Source organism: Pseudomonas sp. FSL W5-0299 (assembly GCF_005930655.1).
GTDB lineage: Bacteria > Pseudomonadota > Gammaproteobacteria > Pseudomonadales > Pseudomonadaceae > Aquipseudomonas > Aquipseudomonas mandelii.
In genome coordinates this window covers 33,774-50,891 of the sequence record NZ_RXHX01000005.1, presented here as the reverse complement: position 1 = coordinate 50,891, position 17,118 = coordinate 33,774, and the positions used below count along the sequence as shown (strand labels likewise).

The 17,118-nt window shown below is 55.6% G+C and carries 20 protein-coding genes; 13 read left to right on the top strand and 7 right to left on the bottom strand.

Going from position 1 to position 17,118, the window contains the following annotated elements:
* Positions 1 to 13 precede the first annotated feature (13 nt).
* From FHL16_RS08860 to FHL16_RS08850, 3 genes are all read right to left on the bottom strand, one after another.
* The gene (locus tag FHL16_RS08860; RefSeq protein ID WP_020300911.1) at positions 14 to 748 is read right to left on the bottom strand and encodes a zeta toxin family protein; all 735 of its coding nucleotides are present in this window, start codon (positions 746 to 748) and stop codon (positions 14 to 16) included.
* Positions 745 to 993, bottom strand: a complete 249-nt coding sequence (locus tag FHL16_RS08855) for a hypothetical protein (RefSeq protein ID WP_020300912.1) — start codon at positions 991 to 993, stop codon at positions 745 to 747. The genes FHL16_RS08860 and FHL16_RS08855 overlap by 4 nt, the downstream gene beginning before the upstream one ends.
* Before the next feature lie 365 nt (positions 994 to 1,358).
* Positions 1,359 to 1,616 carry a LasR-specific antiactivator QslA gene (locus FHL16_RS08850; protein WP_076964374.1) on the bottom strand — a complete coding sequence of 86 codons (258 nt, stop codon included), beginning with the start codon at positions 1,614 to 1,616 and terminating at the stop codon, positions 1,359 to 1,361.
* Between the two features lie 169 nt (positions 1,617 to 1,785).
* Here FHL16_RS08850 and FHL16_RS08845 point away from each other — a divergent pair, with 169 nt between their 5' ends.
* From FHL16_RS08845 to FHL16_RS08825, 5 genes are all read left to right on the top strand, one after another.
* A complete protein-coding gene (locus tag FHL16_RS08845; RefSeq protein WP_020300913.1) occupies positions 1,786 to 2,040 on the top strand; it encodes a helix-turn-helix domain-containing protein in 255 nt (84 codons plus the stop codon).
* Positions 2,041 to 2,145: 105 nt separating this feature from the next.
* Positions 2,146 to 3,102, top strand: a complete 957-nt coding sequence (locus FHL16_RS08840) for a TIGR03756 family integrating conjugative element protein (protein ID WP_032903622.1) — start codon at positions 2,146 to 2,148, stop codon at positions 3,100 to 3,102.
* Positions 3,099 to 4,481 carry an integrating conjugative element protein gene (locus FHL16_RS08835; RefSeq protein ID WP_032903621.1) on the top strand — a complete coding sequence of 461 codons (1,383 nt, stop codon included), beginning with the start codon at positions 3,099 to 3,101 and terminating at the stop codon, positions 4,479 to 4,481. Before FHL16_RS08840 ends, FHL16_RS08835 begins: the two co-directional genes overlap by 4 nt.
* Positions 4,482 to 4,484: 3 nt before the next feature.
* Positions 4,485 to 4,793: a hypothetical protein gene (locus FHL16_RS08830; RefSeq protein WP_020300917.1), complete on the top strand. Its 309-nt coding sequence runs from the start codon at positions 4,485 to 4,487 to the stop codon at positions 4,791 to 4,793.
* Positions 4,794 to 4,803: 10 nt separating this feature from the next.
* On the top strand, positions 4,804 to 6,345 hold the full coding sequence (locus tag FHL16_RS08825; protein WP_020300918.1) for a conjugal transfer protein TraG N-terminal domain-containing protein: 1,542 nt from the start codon (positions 4,804 to 4,806) through the stop codon (positions 6,343 to 6,345).
* Here the strand turns inward: FHL16_RS08825 and FHL16_RS08820 are convergent.
* Positions 6,334 to 6,732 (bottom strand): DUF3742 family protein, encoded by a 399-nt coding sequence (locus tag FHL16_RS08820; RefSeq protein WP_020300919.1) that lies wholly within the window; start codon positions 6,730 to 6,732, stop codon positions 6,334 to 6,336. The two genes, FHL16_RS08825 and FHL16_RS08820, sit on opposite strands and share 12 nt — an antisense overlap.
* Positions 6,733 to 7,188: 456 nt before the next feature.
* Between FHL16_RS08820 and FHL16_RS08815 the strand changes: the two genes are divergently transcribed.
* Together FHL16_RS08815 and FHL16_RS08810 are read left to right on the top strand one after the other, a co-directional pair.
* Complete coding sequence (locus FHL16_RS08815; protein ID WP_016978896.1) at positions 7,189 to 7,518, top strand: hypothetical protein; 330 nt, start codon at positions 7,189 to 7,191, stop codon at positions 7,516 to 7,518.
* A 131-nt stretch (positions 7,519 to 7,649) separates the two neighbouring features.
* Positions 7,650 to 8,609: an ArdC family protein gene (locus FHL16_RS08810; RefSeq protein ID WP_032903620.1), complete on the top strand. Its 960-nt coding sequence runs from the start codon at positions 7,650 to 7,652 to the stop codon at positions 8,607 to 8,609.
* Positions 8,610 to 8,739: 130 nt separating this feature from the next.
* On the opposite strand, the gene FHL16_RS08805 is transcribed toward FHL16_RS08810, so the two are convergent.
* The gene (locus FHL16_RS08805) at positions 8,740 to 8,934 is read right to left on the bottom strand and encodes a DUF7740 domain-containing protein (RefSeq protein WP_020300924.1); all 195 of its coding nucleotides are present in this window, start codon (positions 8,932 to 8,934) and stop codon (positions 8,740 to 8,742) included.
* Between the two features lie 222 nt (positions 8,935 to 9,156).
* On the opposite strand from FHL16_RS08805, the gene mobH reads away from it, so the two are divergent.
* The 6 genes from mobH to FHL16_RS08775 all read left to right on the top strand — a co-directional run bounded on the left by mobH (position 9,157) and on the right by FHL16_RS08775 (position 15,647).
* On the top strand, positions 9,157 to 10,887 hold the full coding sequence (gene mobH, locus FHL16_RS08800) for a MobH family relaxase (protein ID WP_020300925.1): 1,731 nt from the start codon (positions 9,157 to 9,159) through the stop codon (positions 10,885 to 10,887).
* A 398-nt stretch (positions 10,888 to 11,285) separates the two neighbouring features.
* Positions 11,286 to 12,440 (top strand): carbohydrate kinase family protein, encoded by a 1,155-nt coding sequence (locus FHL16_RS08795; RefSeq protein ID WP_020300926.1) that lies wholly within the window; start codon positions 11,286 to 11,288, stop codon positions 12,438 to 12,440.
* A 73-nt stretch (positions 12,441 to 12,513) separates the two neighbouring features.
* Positions 12,514 to 13,896 carry a toll/interleukin-1 receptor domain-containing protein gene (locus FHL16_RS08790; RefSeq protein WP_020300927.1) on the top strand — a complete coding sequence of 461 codons (1,383 nt, stop codon included), beginning with the start codon at positions 12,514 to 12,516 and terminating at the stop codon, positions 13,894 to 13,896.
* Entirely contained in the window at positions 13,893 to 14,591 is a 699-nt protein-coding gene (locus tag FHL16_RS08785; RefSeq protein ID WP_032903619.1) for an 8-oxoguanine DNA glycosylase, read from the top strand. The genes FHL16_RS08790 and FHL16_RS08785 overlap by 4 nt, the downstream gene beginning before the upstream one ends.
* Positions 14,588 to 15,190: a 7-cyano-7-deazaguanine synthase gene (locus FHL16_RS08780; protein WP_020300929.1), complete on the top strand. Its 603-nt coding sequence runs from the start codon at positions 14,588 to 14,590 to the stop codon at positions 15,188 to 15,190. Before FHL16_RS08785 ends, FHL16_RS08780 begins: the two co-directional genes overlap by 4 nt.
* Positions 15,180 to 15,647 (top strand): TIR domain-containing protein, encoded by a 468-nt coding sequence (locus FHL16_RS08775; protein WP_032903651.1) that lies wholly within the window; start codon positions 15,180 to 15,182, stop codon positions 15,645 to 15,647. The genes FHL16_RS08780 and FHL16_RS08775 overlap by 11 nt, the downstream gene beginning before the upstream one ends.
* A gap of 77 nt (positions 15,648 to 15,724) precedes the next feature.
* Here the strand turns inward: FHL16_RS08775 and FHL16_RS08770 are convergent, their stop codons facing one another.
* A complete protein-coding gene (locus tag FHL16_RS08770) occupies positions 15,725 to 16,588 on the bottom strand; it encodes a DUF4231 domain-containing protein (protein ID WP_020300931.1) in 864 nt (287 codons plus the stop codon).
* Entirely contained in the window at positions 16,588 to 17,067 is a 480-nt protein-coding gene (locus FHL16_RS08765) for a TIR domain-containing protein (RefSeq protein ID WP_020300932.1), read from the bottom strand. The genes FHL16_RS08770 and FHL16_RS08765 overlap by 1 nt, the downstream gene beginning before the upstream one ends.
* Between the last annotated feature and the right edge of the window lie 51 nt (positions 17,068 to 17,118).

The window sequence follows — 17,118 nt, the reverse complement described above, 5'->3', positions numbered from 1 at the left end:
GCCAATCCGGCAGCTAGCCGTTGGACACCTTTTCAACGTAGGCATCCATGAACCAGTCAGGGACCTCATCAACCTTGAACTCAAGGTCCGTCCCATCCGTAACTTCGGCCAGCAGCACCAGATCGGCACCGGAGTTATCGAAGATGTAGGCCCGGTCCGAAGCAGCAATAGCCACAGGCAGCAGGCTCAGGCAACGGCCGTAGCGCTGTACAATTTTTTCTGTGGGAACTGGGTGCCCACCTGCCGCGACACGGTTCCTGACCCTGTTGATATTGATGTCAGGGTCTTCAGTTGCCACAAAGTACAGGTAGGTTCGGTATCCAGACTCTCTTGCCTTGAGCATAAAAGCGATTTTGTCGTCGCTAGACATCACCGTTTCGAAGGTGAAAGACAGCTGGTCTTCGAGGAGCTTGTTCCGGATGAAGTCAGAGAGCACGGAGGCAAAATAGGAGTTCATCGCGACCGTCTGGAAATTCAGGCCGTTGCTGCTAAAGCCTATGTTGGTCGCCTCCTCATCGAGCCGGGCAGACCTGACCAGCCGATGCTCCCTAATGAAACCGAGGACCTCATCACCCTCAACTTCCAGTTGAAAATCACTGAACTCCAGACGACCGCTGTCTTTGGCAGCCTTCTCGATTTCATCCGGGTTAATGTAGATACCGATCAGGTGGGAAGGGATGGCACTCTTCATCGTGCTCTTGCCGGAGCCGTTGGGTCCAGCAAAGACCCTCAACCGAGGGACAGTCATGAGCAACGGCGCACCTTAATGACGCCACCCAGAGTCACTTTGTGCTTGGGCTTGGCCACCCGAATGACTTTGTGCTTACCGTCAGCAGTCGTTTCAACAAGCATGCCGTTCATGACTTCCATCACACTGCGGCCGGCAGCCAGGGCGTTGATATAGGCGGTATTGATGGCGCCTTCAGCCATGACCGGGATCTTATCCTCCAGTCGGCTCACCAGATCGTCACTCAACACTCGTTTGGCTTTCATATCGCGCTCCACGTTCTCAGAGCGTGCAGAATCTGCACTTAATCAGAATCTTAGCTACGTAAACCTGTTTGTAACAGGGCGAAAGCTACTTCTGTCAGCCTTCATTCTAGAGGAATGGCGTCTGGAACCATACCTTTCAAGAGATTTTCACGTTCGATGCATGACCGGTGGCATTTGAAGCAAGTGCCGCCCTTGGTGCAGCGCCCAAATAAGGGAAGCACAATCCCCCACCGAGTTGTTCAGCCGGTGGAAAAAACGCGCCAGCGAAGCGGCAATCGTTCTTAAACTGCATGGTCTGTGTCGATGCAGCCAGGTTGAGTGCAAACGGGCGATCAAGACGATGCAATCGCCCATAAGCAACAGGGTTACTGTGACACGCTCCGAAGCCGTTGCTGAATTCTCAACAGAAAACCGGCTTCGAAGGCATCTTGGCAGTCACCGACAGGAAAGGTCTTGCGCGTTTGCGCCAGTTCCCACCACAAAGGAATATCGGTCGTTGCCTCAAGCCAAGCCTGGGCACATTGCACACCACGCTCGATCATCGGCGAAAATTCGCTGCCCCAAGGTGTCAGAAGACTTGGGCAACCATCCGCCGCAGGAATTGAAATGTAGTTTTGGTCCATACACACCCTAAATTTCTGATTTATTGTTAGATGCTGGGCGCAGCTTCGAAAAGCGTAACGACACCAAATGAACGCTCGATACCAGGCATGAACACCAAATGGCCTAGTTGAATGCCAATGTAGACTATATCCCGTGGATTGAGAGTCCCTCAAGGCGCAATTTGCGCGCATGACTCAAGACTACGAACAACTTCGTCTGCAACTGGCGGAGAACATCCGCTGGATGCGGCGCGTAAAGAACCTTACCCAGGAGCAGCTGGCGCTCATGGCCGAGGTGGATCGCACCTACGTCAGCCAAATCGAACGATGCGCGGGCAACCCCTCGCTGTTGGTCCTGTGCAAACTCGCCAATATTTTCGAAATCACCACAGATCAACTACTTGTAGACGCCGATACCCTGCGCAGCTCCCTTCACGTCAAATAATAGACCCACGCCTCACAAATCCGATAGATCCGCCTTCATAATTCCCACTGACAGTCTTCAGTCCCTAACCGAACCTGCCCAGGCCATACACCGAGAGCCTGGATAATGCCTGTTGCCTGCTCGTCACTTCCGCCCACAAAACTAAGGCCCTTGGCGCTAAGCATTCTGCTGGCGTGCGGCCCAAGCATGGCGCTGGACACCGTCAGCATCACCTCCTCCGTGCTTTCGCCAAACTGTCTCGAATACAGGGTCGTCGGCATTTGTTTCTGGCTACTCTGCACGCCCTTCGGCTGCACAGTCAAAACCTCGACCAAGGTTCGTCATTTCATTCCTGAACTGGTCGTCTCGAGCTACGCCACCACCGGCAATAACCCCTGGACCGAGATGACCACCCTCTCCGCTCCCATCAGCGGTGCAGAAGGTGGCGGCAACCTGATCACGCCGAACGCCCGCCGCGACAACCTGCCTCGATTCAAGAACGTTGATGGCATCGGCCACCCCGGTGGCTGGGTCGCAACGCAATTGGCTTCGCAATCCGGCTATGCCTGCGCCAGCGGTGCAACTGCATTAATGCCTTACTACCTGAGTACCCTGGACTCACTGGCCTGGCGCCATGGCATCCCAGAAAGTTTCTACCCCGAATCGCTCATGCCGGGGATCCGTGAAATTGGTCGTCAGGTCTCGGGAAACATGTGGGGCAACGTTTATCCCCGGCAGGGCTTTCTGGTACAGCCCGACGATTTCAAGGCGGCCGCAGTCATGGCGCAACGCGCCGGCGATGTGATTACCCACAACTGGCAGCCGCATGTGTACTTACCACTCACGCCCGCCAAACGCGACGGCTACTGGCCGCCTGGCCCGATCGTTGAAAACGACGCTTCGACCCACAAATGGCAATTGCTCTACCCCCAGGTGCAGCCCACGTGCGCCATCTTCCCCAGCGATCCGGTACAGAGCGCGGATGGCGGCTACGCCTGGTCGCTGTGGCGTCCCTATAGCTGCTGCAAACGTGAGGGACAGACCTTCCTGTTCAGCATCGACTTCGAAGGAGGTGCTTCATGAGTCGGCTTCTCGCGCGGCCCTGGTTGGGCACGATGAGTCTGTTGCTCTGTGGACTGCTCGCCATTGCCACACATGCCTACGCCGCCGAGGGCGATTACCGTCTGGGTACTCAAGGTGAAGTACTCGACGACCGAGTGATGTACACCATTGGTGGCGGCTCGGCAGTCGGCTCACCGAGCTCGCTCTACCGACCCAGTGGTCTCGGTGTCGGCGGGTCATGGCGGGCGAACATGATGTGCGGAAACATGAGCCTCACCAACACCCTGCAAAACCAGCTGAACGGCGTCACCGAAGGTTTCCAGCAGATCATGGGCAGCATCGTGCAGAACGCGACCCAAGCCGTGATGTCGCTGCCGGCGTTGATCATCCAACGCGCCAACCCCGGCCTCTATGAGTTGTTGAGCAACGGGGTGATGCAGGGGCGTATCGACTTCGACCGCTCGAAGCTGACCTGCCAGGCCATGGCCGAGAAGATGGCGGACAAGGTCGGTCAAGCCGGCTGGGGCGCGCTGGCCAAGAACCAGGAGATGCAGGGCAATCTGGAGCAAACCGGCGGTGATGCGGTGGCCGCGGTGAAAAACACCGAGGCCCATAACGGCAACAAGGGGGTGTCCTGGGTCGGCGGCTCGAAGGCTGGCGGTGATGGGCAGACGCCCATTCGGGTGACCGCCGACGTAGTGCGCGCGGGCTACAACCTGCTGCATAACCGGTCGATGGATGACAATGCCTCGATTAGTAATAGCGATTGCCTGGGTGGGGCCATTTGCCAGACCTGGGCTTCGCCCCAGGAGGAATCCGAATGGGCCGTTCGCGTGCTGGGCGAAACTGAAGTCACGACCTGCGATACCTGCGAAACCCTGCGTGCGACCGCTGGCAGCGGACTGACGCCGCTGATCCAGGAGGCCTACAGCGAACGCCTCAAGGCCCTGCAAGGGCTGCTGTCTGGCTCACTGCCGCCTACCCCTGACAATCTGGCTAAAGCCTCCAGCCCAATGCTGCCGGTAACCCGTGGCGTGGTCGAAGCCCTGCGCGACGATCCCGACCAGGATCTGTTGGCACGGCGCCTGGCCAGTGAGACGGCCTTGTCCAGTGTGCTCGACAAAGCGTTGCTGCTACTGCGCACCCTGTTGGCGGGCAGTCACGAACCGAACATCGCCTCCGCCGAGCCGGCCCAAACCGCCTTGACGAAAAACATCGACGCTCTGGAGCGCGAAATCCGCCTGCTGCAGACCGAACTGCAGGTCCGGCAGATGCTGGCCACCAATACCGCCAGCCTAGTGCTCGATCGGCATGCCGGCGGTGCTGATGCTTCGCGCACCGTCGAGCAAGGCGACCCTGAGCCGGGCCGACTCAATGACGCTGACGCCAGGCGCAAGTGAGCCATGAAACGCTCACCGCTATTCACTTTGCTTTCGAGTCTGGGGATTGCCGCAGTGATGATCCTGACCGCCGCACTGGTCGCATGGATCGGCCACGCTGCGCTGGGCAGCTTCGAGGTCTGGCAGCAGGCATTCGAATCCGTAAGGCCCTATCTGCAGTGGTGGCGTGCCCTGCTCTACGGCGCCCTCTTCGCGCTGTGGGTGGATCTGCTTCGGCGCTACCGACATCGACCACAGGATCGACTGCGCGTGAAACGCATCGGGGCATTAGGGCTCGTGCTCTTTACCTTCGTCGAACTCACCCGACTGTGAGGTCACCACCATGCTCATGAGCACCAACAGCTACTTGGAGTTTTACCTCTCCCTGCTGGCCTGGATCATCAACAACGGACTCTGGAGCGTCCTGTCCGACACCGGACTGTTCGCCGCGCCCTTTGGCGCGATCATCCTCCAGGAATGGCTGTCAGCCCGTCAGCAAGGCGCGGATGAGGGAAACAAGGGATTGCTCTCGGTGCCACGGATCGAGAACCGGTTGTGGCTGGCCTACATCGTCGTATTGTTCGGCTGCGCGCCGGTCTTTCCGTTGAGCCTCTCGTCAATGACGTTCGATGATGCGGCAAGTCAGCGCTGCGGCGTAAATGTGGCCAAGCCAGCGGAAACCGCCTGGGGGACAACCTTCAATACCATCGGCGAACGCTCCGCCAACGTACCGATCTGGTGGTTTCTAGTGCATGCCTTGAGCAAAGGAGTAACCGCCGCAGCCACCGCCTCCATTCCCTGCGCACCGGATATTCGGCAGATGCGCATGGAGATCGACAGCTCGCGTATCAACAGCCAGGTACTGCTGCAGGAAGTCGCCGACTTCACCCGCGACTGTTATGGCTATTCCCGTTCTCGGTTGTTTACCAATCGCCCGCAACTGGACAAGGCACAAAGTCACGACGCGTCCTGGATCGGCTCAAGCTATCTTCTCGACACGCCCGGCTACTACGACACGGATCGTTCACGCACACCGCGAATCAGTTGGCCGTATGACGAAAGCCGCGATGTTTCCTTGCCGCGGCTGGAGAGTGCCGCGGGCTACCCCACTTGCAAGCAGTGGTGGAGCGACAGCGGTGTTGGCTTGCGCGAGCAGTTGATCCAGCAGGTTGATCCCTCTCTGCTGACTCAGCTGAAAAATTGGCTGACTGGCCGCTCGAGCAACGACATCGAGGATGCCACCCTGCGCGAACTGGTCAGTCCGCGCCAGCAATCGATGTCCATGTCGCCCGGACAGGTGTACCAGGACTATGGTTCCAGCGCTCGTGGCGGCTCGATCAATCAGGGGCTCAATAACCTAGCCACCAATACCGGGCTGGCCCTCGGTTCCTTCAGCAACTTCCCGGCAATGAATGCACTACGCGCCGCCTTGCCGATGGTGCAGGCGTTCCTGATCATGGGCGTCATCATCAGCTTGCCGCTGATCCTGCTGGTCAGTACCTACCAGTTGAAAACTGTCATGACCGTGACGTTCGCGCTGTTCACCTTACACATGCTGAGCTTCTGGTGGGAACTCGCTCGCTGGATCGACTCCAGCATGCTCGATACGCTGTACAACCAGGTTTCGGCTTCCAATCAAGTGCTGTTATCGCTGCCCACATCCGGCTTCATGGATGGAACCGTCACGGCACAGGTGATCGAGTATGTGATGGGGGCGATGTTCATCGTGCTACCAATGCTGTTTCTAGGGGCCATGAGCTGGGCAGGATATTCAGTCGGCAACGGGATTCAAGGCATGTTGGCGAACGGTAGCAAAGCCGCAAGTGATTCAGCGAGCAAAGGTACGGATCAAATATTGGGTGCTGCAAAACGTTCAATTAGATGACTTGCTGTCGCCTATATAATGCCCATTGTCATCGAAGTCACCGATGTAGAGATCAGCACCTAGGTAGTCTGGCCCTGGACTTTCCTCTTGATGATCGGAACCAACAAAAGCCCTGAACCATAGCAAAGTGATGACAGCCAGCATCATCACAAAAAAAGTAACCAGCCAAACACTGACAAAGAGCAATCCTCCGATCAATGCCAGTTTGGCAATCAGAAAGCTCCCGCGAACAAGTAATTTACCTGCGGGCATACCTGCCGTCACCGCACGCTCAGCCAGGCGGGACTCAAACGCTTGCAATTTGCGATAACCACGCTTTACCGACGTGCCACATGCGTACGCCCAGCTGTGGCCACGTGAATTCTGAACAGGTTGCTGAGTCGGCATGCTCTCGCACTCTTCTGAGCGTTTTCATGGTTGAGACAGGAGTAACAGCCTACTACTGAAAACTGTCCGTGCCTGACCGTTTATCAGTTTGCCCAGCCGAAAAAATCTTCACTGGAAGACAGAAGACAAGCCCCGTGAAAAAGCCTATCTACAGTGATTGACCCAGATAAATCGTCCAGCTAAATACAAGGTACGGATCGCTGTTATCGACAGCACTTTCCCAGGTAGCCAGAACCTTCAAGGCTCCGTCACTTCGATGATGGTTCTCCCCAAGTGCGATTAGCGTTCGGTGGCTCGCACGGTGACCGTTGCTACGATGATGAACGCCTACTGCTCTCCTGAGCGCCTTTCGAGCGCTGCTCGTGAGATAAGCCCTCTTGATTTTCTTCAACCCACTGCGGGGAAATCTTTCCCCGCACAGGGCAGGTTTCTTCGCGTATTCAACGGAGACATACCATGCCCGACTCACTTACACCGCAAACACTGAACACCCTTCGGTTGCCCATCGTGTTCACCCCTGGCGCGTGGCAACGCGCAGTACTGCTCGAGCAATCCGATCACGCTGAGAAGCTGCAGGTCGATCGGTTGAGCCACGTATTGCGCGCAGCCTTCGAAGCCCACCTGGCCTATCCACACAAGCCCTACGTGCTGTTCGAGGTAATCCACATTGAACCAACCGATCACTTACACCACGACCCGTTGCTGCAATTGAGTCTGAGCCTACTCCAAGAACCGGGTCAGCCTGCCGCCTTGCTGATAGCGCTTGCAGGAGAACACCAGCGCTAAGCGCAATGGGCGGCGCCCACCTCCACATTCGGGCGGCATGCAAGACCTGCATCAATCCAACCCATCACCCAACCGGGGAACCCTCCCCCGACGGGCAAGGCGTTCCTCCGTTTTCTCTCGAGGAAATTGCCATGCGCGATATCTACCAAGACGTAACTGACAAGATCGTTACCGCGTTAGACCAAGGCGTTGCTCCCTGGATCAAACCCTGGTCCTCAAGTGGCTCCGCTTACATCGGTCATCAACCCTACCCCGTCAACGCCATCACACGACGTCCGTATTCGGGCATCAATTTACCGCTGCTCTGGGCCGAGGCCAGGTTGCAGGGGTTCACTCAAGATCGTTGGCTGACCTTCAACCAAGCCAAAAAGACCGGTGGGCACATTCGTAAGGGTGAGCACAGCACTCTGGCGGTGCTCTACAAGCCGATGGAGCGCGAGGAACAGACCGAGTCAGGCCAACCCGTACTCGATGAAAACGGTCAACCCAAGGTCGCTCACTTCGGCATTCTCAGGACACATTTTCTGTTCAACATCGAGCAAACGGAGGGGCTCGAAATGCTCAATGAAACCCTGCTCGAGACGGAACAGAGTGATCCCTTCCAGCCCAACAGCGCCGCGGAAAATCTGCTATTAAGTTCAGGTGCACGCATCGTTCATCGGCCTGCCGACGAAGCCTTTTACCACCCGATCAGGGATCTCATCCAACTGCCGACAAAAGCACAATTTCACGATGAAGGCGGGTACTACGCCACGGCACTTCATGAGCTGACGCACTGGACCGGGCATCACTCTCGGTTGCAGCGCGAAGGCATGACGTCAGCCTGTCCGTTCGGCTCGCCAGGCTACGCGTTTGAGGAGTTGATCGCCGAGATGGGCGCTGCGTTTTTATGTGCCTACACCGGTATACAGGGAGAACTTAGGCACGAGGGCTACATTGACTCCTGGCTCGGCCTGCTCAAGGCTGACAAACGCGCGATCTTCCGCGCCAGTGGCCAGGCCCGAAGCGCCTCGGAGTATGTACTCAACCTGGAGCAGCAACTGAAGCAAGCGGTCTTGGATGACTCACTATGCATGAACGATGGAGCTTGATCGTTACCTCACCGCTGCAAACGCTTCACAGGGCCCAACGCGAGTTGAGCCCTTTTTTCTGTTTCCAGAAAACAGACGGCGGGCCCCTCACGCAAAGAAAAAGAGAGGGGCGCACACCCGCAGCATGCCGTTATGTATCCAGGTTCTGCGCCAGAAAATCCACCAGCTCGAGCGGACTCCGGCTGTCGATCACCTTGTAGATCAGATCGCGTTTACTGCGCGGTAACTTCTTGACCACGCTCTTCGCCGAGGCCCTGACGGCTTCGTCGGTCCCATGGATACGTGCCGCGAGCAGCAGCACGAGCGTGGCGTCAGTAAGGTTCATGGCAAGACCCAAAAAATAGGCACCGCAGTGTACCGACTCTTTTCTTTTCCGTACTAGCCCCCAAAAAAATGATGCCTAGCAGTATCCATATTCCGATTGCCTCACAAAGGGACACGAGCCAAAAGGACGGGTAAGGGTTGGAAGGGAATGGGCACTCAAGGGTAAGAGCGCTATCCGAAAAGGCTAAAAGGCCAATGACCCAGCCACTTCCCGGAGATCACGATGCTCAGCCTGTTTCGCCGCAAAAGGCAGAAGCCCCCTCCGCCACCGACCGTCAACGTCGCCGAAGGTTACCTGCCCATCGAGTCGGCTCACAGTTTGTTAGCCGCGGAACACCGCCGCCAGTTGCTCGACCGCATCTGGCAGTACACCGCCCTCTCCCACGCGCAGTTCACCCAGCTCTATATAAATCCGATCCATCGCTACGCCGAACAGGTCCAGCAACTGCCTGCCAGCGAGACGCACCACCATGCTTACCTTGGCGGCATGCTCGACCATGGACTGGAACTGGTCGCTTGCAGTTTGAAACTGCGTCAGTCGTATCTGCTGCCAACCGGCGCTGCGCCCGAAGACCAAGCCGCCCAGACCGATGCCTGGTCGGCGGGTATTGCTTATGGTGCCCTTCTGCATGACATCGGCAAGATCGCCGTGGACCTGCTAGTCGAACGCCAGGATGGCCGTGTTTGGCATCCTTGGCAGGGTCCCCTGGATCAGCCCTACCGCTTTCGCTACCTCAAAGGTCGCGACTATCACCTGCACGGCGCCGCCGCAGGCTTGCTCTACACCCAGATTCTCAACCGACCGATCCTCGATTGGCTGAGTGGCTTTCCGCCGCTGTGGGCGAGTCTGCTGTATGTCCTAGCCGGCCAGTATGAACGCGCCGGCGTGCTGGGCGAGTTGGTGATTCAAGCCGACCGGGTCTCCACCGCACAGAACATCGGTGGCAACCCAAGCAAGGCGTTGCAAGCGCCGATTCATACGCTGCAACATCACTTGATCAGCGGACTGCGTCATCTCGTTCAGCACGAGCTGAAACTCAACCAGCCAGGGGCCGCGGGATGGCTGACCCAGGACTCCCTGTGGTTGGTTAGTAAGGCAGTCACGGACAAACTCCGAGCTTATTTGCTTTCACAAGCGATAGAAGGCATTCCGTCGTCCAACATTGCTGTGTTCGACGAACTGCAATCGCATGGATTGGTTGAGTCCACGCCGGAAGGCAAAGCCATCTGGACTGCGCTTGTCACGCAGGGAAACTGGCAGCAGAGCTTTACCTTTCTGCGCCTTCAACCGGCGTTGATTTGGGCGAACGAAGACCGACCTGAAGCTTTCAGCGGAACGGTAAGCTTCGCAGTCGATGACCACTCAACTGACGCTCCGGCATCGCCACTAGCACCCAAGGTTGTCAGTAGAGGATCAGATCAAAGCCCATCACAGCCAGATCCCGTAGCCACGGAAGATGCCGACTACTTAGGAGCGTTGCTGGATATGTTCGAAATGGCAGAACCCGAGGCACGTGATGCACCGTCAGCAAACGCTCTCGAAATCTCAAATCCTCCTTCGAATAACCCTGGCCAGGCATTCTTGAATTGGGTCAAGGAAAGCATCCTGAGCCACAAACTGGTCATCAATGACAGCAAGGCCAAAATCCACACGGTGAGTGGCAGCGTATTTCTGGTCACGCCTGGTCTCTTCCAACGCTATGCGCAGGAGTTCCCTGGTATCTCTCAGGGTGCCAATCAAGAGACTGAAGAATGGCGTTGGGTGCAGAAGCAATTCGAAAAATTGAAGGTCCACAGGAAGCGTGACGACGGTCTAAATATCTGGGCTTGTCAGGTCGAAGGTCCCCGTAAGAAGGCAAAACTCAAAGGCTATTTGCTAGAAGAACCAGCACTATTGTTCAAAGCTGCGGCCGTACCTACCGATAATCCCTTTCTTAAGCTCGAAAAAGCTTAAATCTCCGTAGCATCCCATTGGGTGCTCGACATGCACAATCAACTCGGGGCAGCGCTCATTACTGAACCGTTCCGTTGCCGCTCTCCAGGAGCTCATAGAGTTCGATGGTTGATTGGCTTAGTCTCAAAGTTTTTTGGGGCGCCCTGCTTGACGATAATATCATCATGACACCTATACTCGTGCAGCATCATCGGGCCTCGAGGACGTGAGCTTGATCGACCGAAGTGTCAATCGACGATCGTTGTCGTTCGCCGCGCAGCGACTATGTGGCTGCTGGTTTTCAGGCTTTTTTTGTAGGGCATGATGCGATATGCGTTAAAGAGCAAATCATCTGAACTTCAGTCTCTGAAGCGATGCATTGGCTGCCGATCCGACGTAAGACTGACCGAGGGCACGGAATGCACATCGTTGGTGGTCTATATCGCGAGTTATGTGATGTACCGTTCTGGGACTCTACGCTGGGCTCTGGAGGTCGCGCTGCCTTGGCCGCCAACGCACTGGCTTCGGGTGTCGAGTTTTCCACTTATGCCTCCCCCGCTGATCGCTCCGCATTGGTTTCGCTGGAGTCGCAGGGAATCATCACGCATGCCGCTACCAGGCCATCGCCAATAGTCTTTGCGTATTTCCACCCCCTTTCTTCGCCCCATATTGAGCCACCCCGCGCGTCCATCAACCGCGAAAACTCGATATCGGTGACTGGGAACGCCGTTTTGCGCTTCGGCTTTCTTGAGGGAGATGCGGTGGTCACGGCGAATCGGGCCGTATACGACCCGCAAACCTGGCATAACCCGCCATCGTTTGGAGCCAATGGGTCGACGGCCAGAGAATTGGCCCTAGTAATGAATGAACTGGAAGTGCGCCAGATAACTGGAATCGATGAGTTGCACTTAGCGGCGCAACACCTGCTGAAAAAACAACGCGCACAGGTTGTCGTGATCAAACAAGGTGCACGTGGCGCCTCAGTTTACGAGGGTGTAGGCAAGATTTCACACATACCGGCTTATCGTTCCAGCAGTGTTTTTAAAATCGGAACAGGTGACATATTTACTGCCGTATTTGCGGTTCATTGGGCGCAAGGCGAACTGCCGCCTCACCAAGCTGCAGATCTGGCGTCACGGTCGGTATCTGTCTATTGCGATACCCGTGCGTTCGAGTTTGATGAATCCATCCTCAAGCAACGTCAGCCTATCTCATCTTGGAGAGGTGGCAGGGTTCGTCTTGAAGGTGGTGTTGATTCACTAGGACAGCGATACACGATGGAAGAAGCCCGGTTTGCATTGCGCGAACTGGGTGTTGATGTGACATGTCCACAGATTGAAGTGGCAAACGCTGGCTGGAATACGGATGCGACCTTGGTAATAAATGATGAGTTGTCGGTGGAGTCCCTGGCACGAATTGCAGAAGACCGAGCCCGATCAATTCCGATCATCACACTCCACGAGCGCACTACTGCCGCGAGTGTATTAACCGTTGCAACAGAGACAACGGATGACTTCACGACAGCAATGTACCTCGCAGTCTGGGCTGCTGGCGAAGCCGCTGCCACTCACTGAAAGATAAAACAATAATCGGCATCGCCCGCAGGGTCATGCAACGGAATGTAACCAGCTGAGGCCAGATCGATCCATGGCGGACGTCTATATCATATATGCCAAAGAAAATAGCAAGACAGCGCTGAAGGTTCGCGATCTCCTCTCCGCGTCCTGGAGCGTGTGGCTAGACGATTTGATAGTTGGCGACTTCAGTGTCGCGATTACAGAAAATCTCAAAGAAGCGAAATGCGTCGTTGCTCTATATTCCTCATTTGCTCACAAGCACACCATCACTGGCGAGTTGAGCTTGGCAGAAAAATATCAAAAGAAGGTCGTCCCTCTCATTTTGGATGACAGTGATCCGCCGTACCCATATGGTCACTTCAGCAGTGTTGATTTCCGGTCATGGCAGGGCGAAGCAGATCACTCATGCTTTCAGTTGCTGCAGAAGAAAATCGGGCTCGTTGTACCTCCTCAGGGTAAGCCCGTCCGGTTAGCCACGATAGCTGACGGTGCGCTTGCCCTTCCTAATGTCTTCATGTCTGTTTCGTCACACGAGACACAGTTCGATCCCGTAGAAGCGTTGGAAGCATTAACGGTGTATCCGACGCGCTCGATTCTTGTTTCTGCCTATGACCTGGTTAATTCTGAATCGCGACACAAGATGATTGCTGAAATAACGACCTATCGAGACCTAGGCGGTTTTGTTCTCATCGACTCGGGCAATTATGAGGCTTACCGCCTGAATGACAAACAGTGGAAGCCATCGAACCTGAAGCGCGCGCTAACCGATACGCCACACGATTGGGCGTTCTGTTTTGACAACATGACCCCCAGTGACAAATTCGAAGTGGCGGTCAGGCAGGTCATAAAAGCAGTGGAGCGCGACGCCAAGCACACCTCTGCTCCGGTGCTACCCATCATTCACGTCAAGCAGACCCCTAAGGGGCTCGAAAGACTTCCTCGGATCGTCAGGGCGATATCCGAGCACCTGCAACCGCCTATCATCGCCATTCCGGAAAGGGAACTGGGTGCGGGCCTTGCGCAGCGTGCATTGACTGTCAGACATATCAGGGATGAACTGGACAAGCTGCCCTATTATCAACCCATTCATCTACTGGGCACTGGAAACCCGTGGAGCATTGCACTACTGGCGGCCGCTGGCGCGGACACGTTCGACGGTCTTGAGTGGTGTCGGTTTGCGGTAGATCCTGAGCTTGAGCGGCTTCACCACTTCCAACACTTCGACTTTTTCAAAACGAAAAGGATCCGAAGTGAATTTATGGATAGGGTGATGGCAAACAACAACATAGGCTACGCAGGCAAGGTTGCGTTCCACAATCTAGAGTATTATGCGGAGTTTGGCCGAATCATGCGTGACATGTATTCGAAAGGCCGCGAAGAACCGTTCGCCATGGGAGTTACCGGCATGAAAAGCGCCGAGCTTCGATCGCTATTCCCAGGAATTTTTCTATGACCACTTATAGCGCTGAAGCGCTCTGCAGAGCTGTCGCTGCGGTCTGTCCAGATATTCGCACACGCATCGAAGCCGGCGCAGTGTCTGACGAGCGTCATCTATGGTGGGAGCTTTCTTGCTGCATTCTCAGTAGCCAGGTCCCCTACCCGCTCGCTATGGCAGCCGCCGATGCCATCGATGAACGTGGCTATCTTTATCACAACAAACAACACAGCGAGCACCTTGCCGAGAAATTGTTTGAAGTGCTCAGAACCCCTCTCGTTGTCGACGGCAAAATGCGCACTTACAGGTTTCCCAGGGCAAAAGCCGGTCACTTAGCGTCCACGTGGGCGGCCGTAGCAAGCATTGGCGGCTCACTCAAGGCGCTGATCAGTGGTGACGTCAGTGATGTACGCGCGTGGCTAGTGGCCCATGCATCCGGTATGGGGCCCAAGCAAGCCAGTATGTTTTTGCGCAATTGCGGGGTTACTTATGACTTGGCAATCCTTGATCGGCACGTGCTCAATTACATGTCTGCTCAGGGGATATATTCAGGCACTCAGGTATCCATATCCGGATTGAATCAGTATGGCAGGCATGAAGACAGGCTTCGTGACCATGCCCGGGAAATGGATTGCCCGGTTGGTCTTTTGGATTGGGCCATATGGATCGTTATGCGCGTTGCAAATCGCAAGCAGGAGGCTGTTTTAGTATGAGTATCGTGACACTGGTTTCCGGAGGCCTAGACTCTACGCTCGTCGCCAAGTTGGCACAGGAGCAAGGCCTGCAGATATTTCCACTCTTTGTAGATTATGGTCAACGCGCCCGCGACCGAGAGCTCGCAGCCTGCAAGCTGGCCATGCAGAAGCTTGGACTTCCTGAGCCCGAAATTGCCGGTCTGTCGGGATTTGGCAGGTTGATTCGCTCGGGACTCACCGACCCGACCTTGCACATCATTGACGACGCCTTCACTCCCGGCCGGAACATGCTTTTTCTGTTGACCGCCGCCGCTTACGCCCATCAGAAAAACGCCGATGCGATCTCCATCGGATTGCTTCACGAAAGCACCAGCCTTTTTCCTGATCAGACCTCCGGATTCCTCGAGGAGGCTGAGCGCATGATAACTCTATGCATGGGCCGGAATATCAAGGTGCTTGCACCGCTCTCATCGTTCACCAAACCTGACGTCGTGACGCTGGCAGCCGAGAAAGGCATCTCTCAGACCTACTCGTGCCACCTGGGTGAAGAACAGCCGTGCGGCAACTGTATCGCCTGCAACGAATTCAAATTTGAGGGTGCCAATGATGGGCGGTAGCAGCACAGGTGGATGGAGCCGACTCGGTGATGTCAGGTCACTGGAGCAAAAAGCCAAGGCTGCTCTAAATGAGGGCAAGCGCAACGTGTTCATCAGTTTTGCCACTGAGGACATGGCTGAGGTCAATCTGCTCAGGGGACAGGCAAAAAACGATAACAATGACATCGAGTTCAATGATCATTCAGTCCGCGAACCCTACGACAGTGAGCAGGCGGAGTACATCAAGCGCAAGATCGCCGAGCGCATCAACCGCTCATCTATCACTGTGGTCTTCATTTCCAAGGACACTGCCCAGAGCAAGTGGGTGAAATGGGAGGTAGAAAAGAGCCTAGAGCTTGGCAAGAAGGTTGTAGCTGTGCATTCCGGTAAGCAGTTCGGCGCAGCTGAGCCTAAATGGGTATCGGAACACAAGATCAAAACCGTACCCTGGTCGAAGCTCTCCGACGAGCTTAAATAAGCTGCCGGCAGGAAGGTGTTTAGCTTCTGAAACTAGCGCCCTACTCCTGCCAGTAGTCGTTCGCACGCGAGGCGCTGTCAGTTGTCCTTCCTTGCCTCCCACTGAGTGTGCTCACGAGAAAATGCGTTCTCAGCGTCACCTACAAATGTCGACAAATGCTCATCTTTTTTCAGCTCATCGGCCTGTTCACGTATAAGCGTAATCTCATGCGCAGTCAGTGCGTAAGACGCCGATAGCTCAGTGAAGCGTTTTGCCTGCATCCACGTCAGAATACTTGCTGCAACAGCGATCAGCACGTCAGTCGGAAAGTATTGGTATTCCACGTTGGCGATCTTGATCAGCGCACATCCAAAAGCGATGGCGTTAACGGCGATCAATGTAATGAAGAAATACTTGGCGGCCTGGGCGTTGAAGTTAGCTTTACGTGAATACCATCCCAGTTGGTCGTTGATCCGGGATTCGATGTACGTATCGCGCCGGGTTTCGAAATCACCGGCCCTCATCAGCTTCATCTTGTACGTAATTTGCTGGGCCGGCAGATGCGTGAGCAGCTTGTTCGACACGCCTGGGTTTTGCTCAACCACTTGCGTAAGCTTTGCCAGCAAATGCTTCTTGGCCGCCTCGTCGCTTTCATGAAAAGGCTCTGCGCGGGACACGTAGCGCCACACCATGGTTTTGATTGATTCGGCGACGGCACGCCCCGAATACCAAAGCCGCTCAGGCCGCTGTGTCGCCAAATACACAGAGCTGGCTAATGCGCCGGCTAAAAGAGCCGCCTGCAGGGCCGCTGCACCCCAGTGAGGATAATTGATAACCGAGACGACTGCGGCCACCACCAACAGCGCCAGGTTAGTGAGCAGCGCGGCAAGAAAATGCTTCTGAGCGGAACCCGACAGCTCATCGGCGGCCTGATAGAGACCAGGGAAATCAGAAATCTGCATCAAGGAACCTCATAGCCGAGTTTTTGATACACGGCTGGCGGATAGAAATAGTTGCCACGCTCACTTGCCGTGGGGTTCGCCAGGGCATGAGCAATAATGGCAGGGGAATACGGGACGAACACTGCCCCAACGTCCTGCAGGATGGGAGGGCAAAGATCAGCATTCACCTGGCGGGCTCCGTCCAGGTTGATGCCGATGAGCTTGCACCCCTTCTCTATCGCTACCTGTATCTCCCAACGCACGTATTTGTGTTTCGAACGCGTGTCCCTGCCAATCAGCAGTGCGAAGGTGCCGGCCATATCAATCCTTTCCCGGCATTTGCGCTTGATGTAATCCTCGTCTTCCGAGTTCAACGCCATGTTCAACTGGCAGTCGGCGAAATCAAAATCGATCCGAGTGTTTTTCTTCCACGCCCCCATCAGTTCATACATGTGTCGGTCTGTGCTGCTGAAGCCGACGAATGTTCTGGGCAACCCCATTTCGCTGTTCCTTTCTTGAAGTCGTTGGTTGAGCATTGTCGATAACCTCAA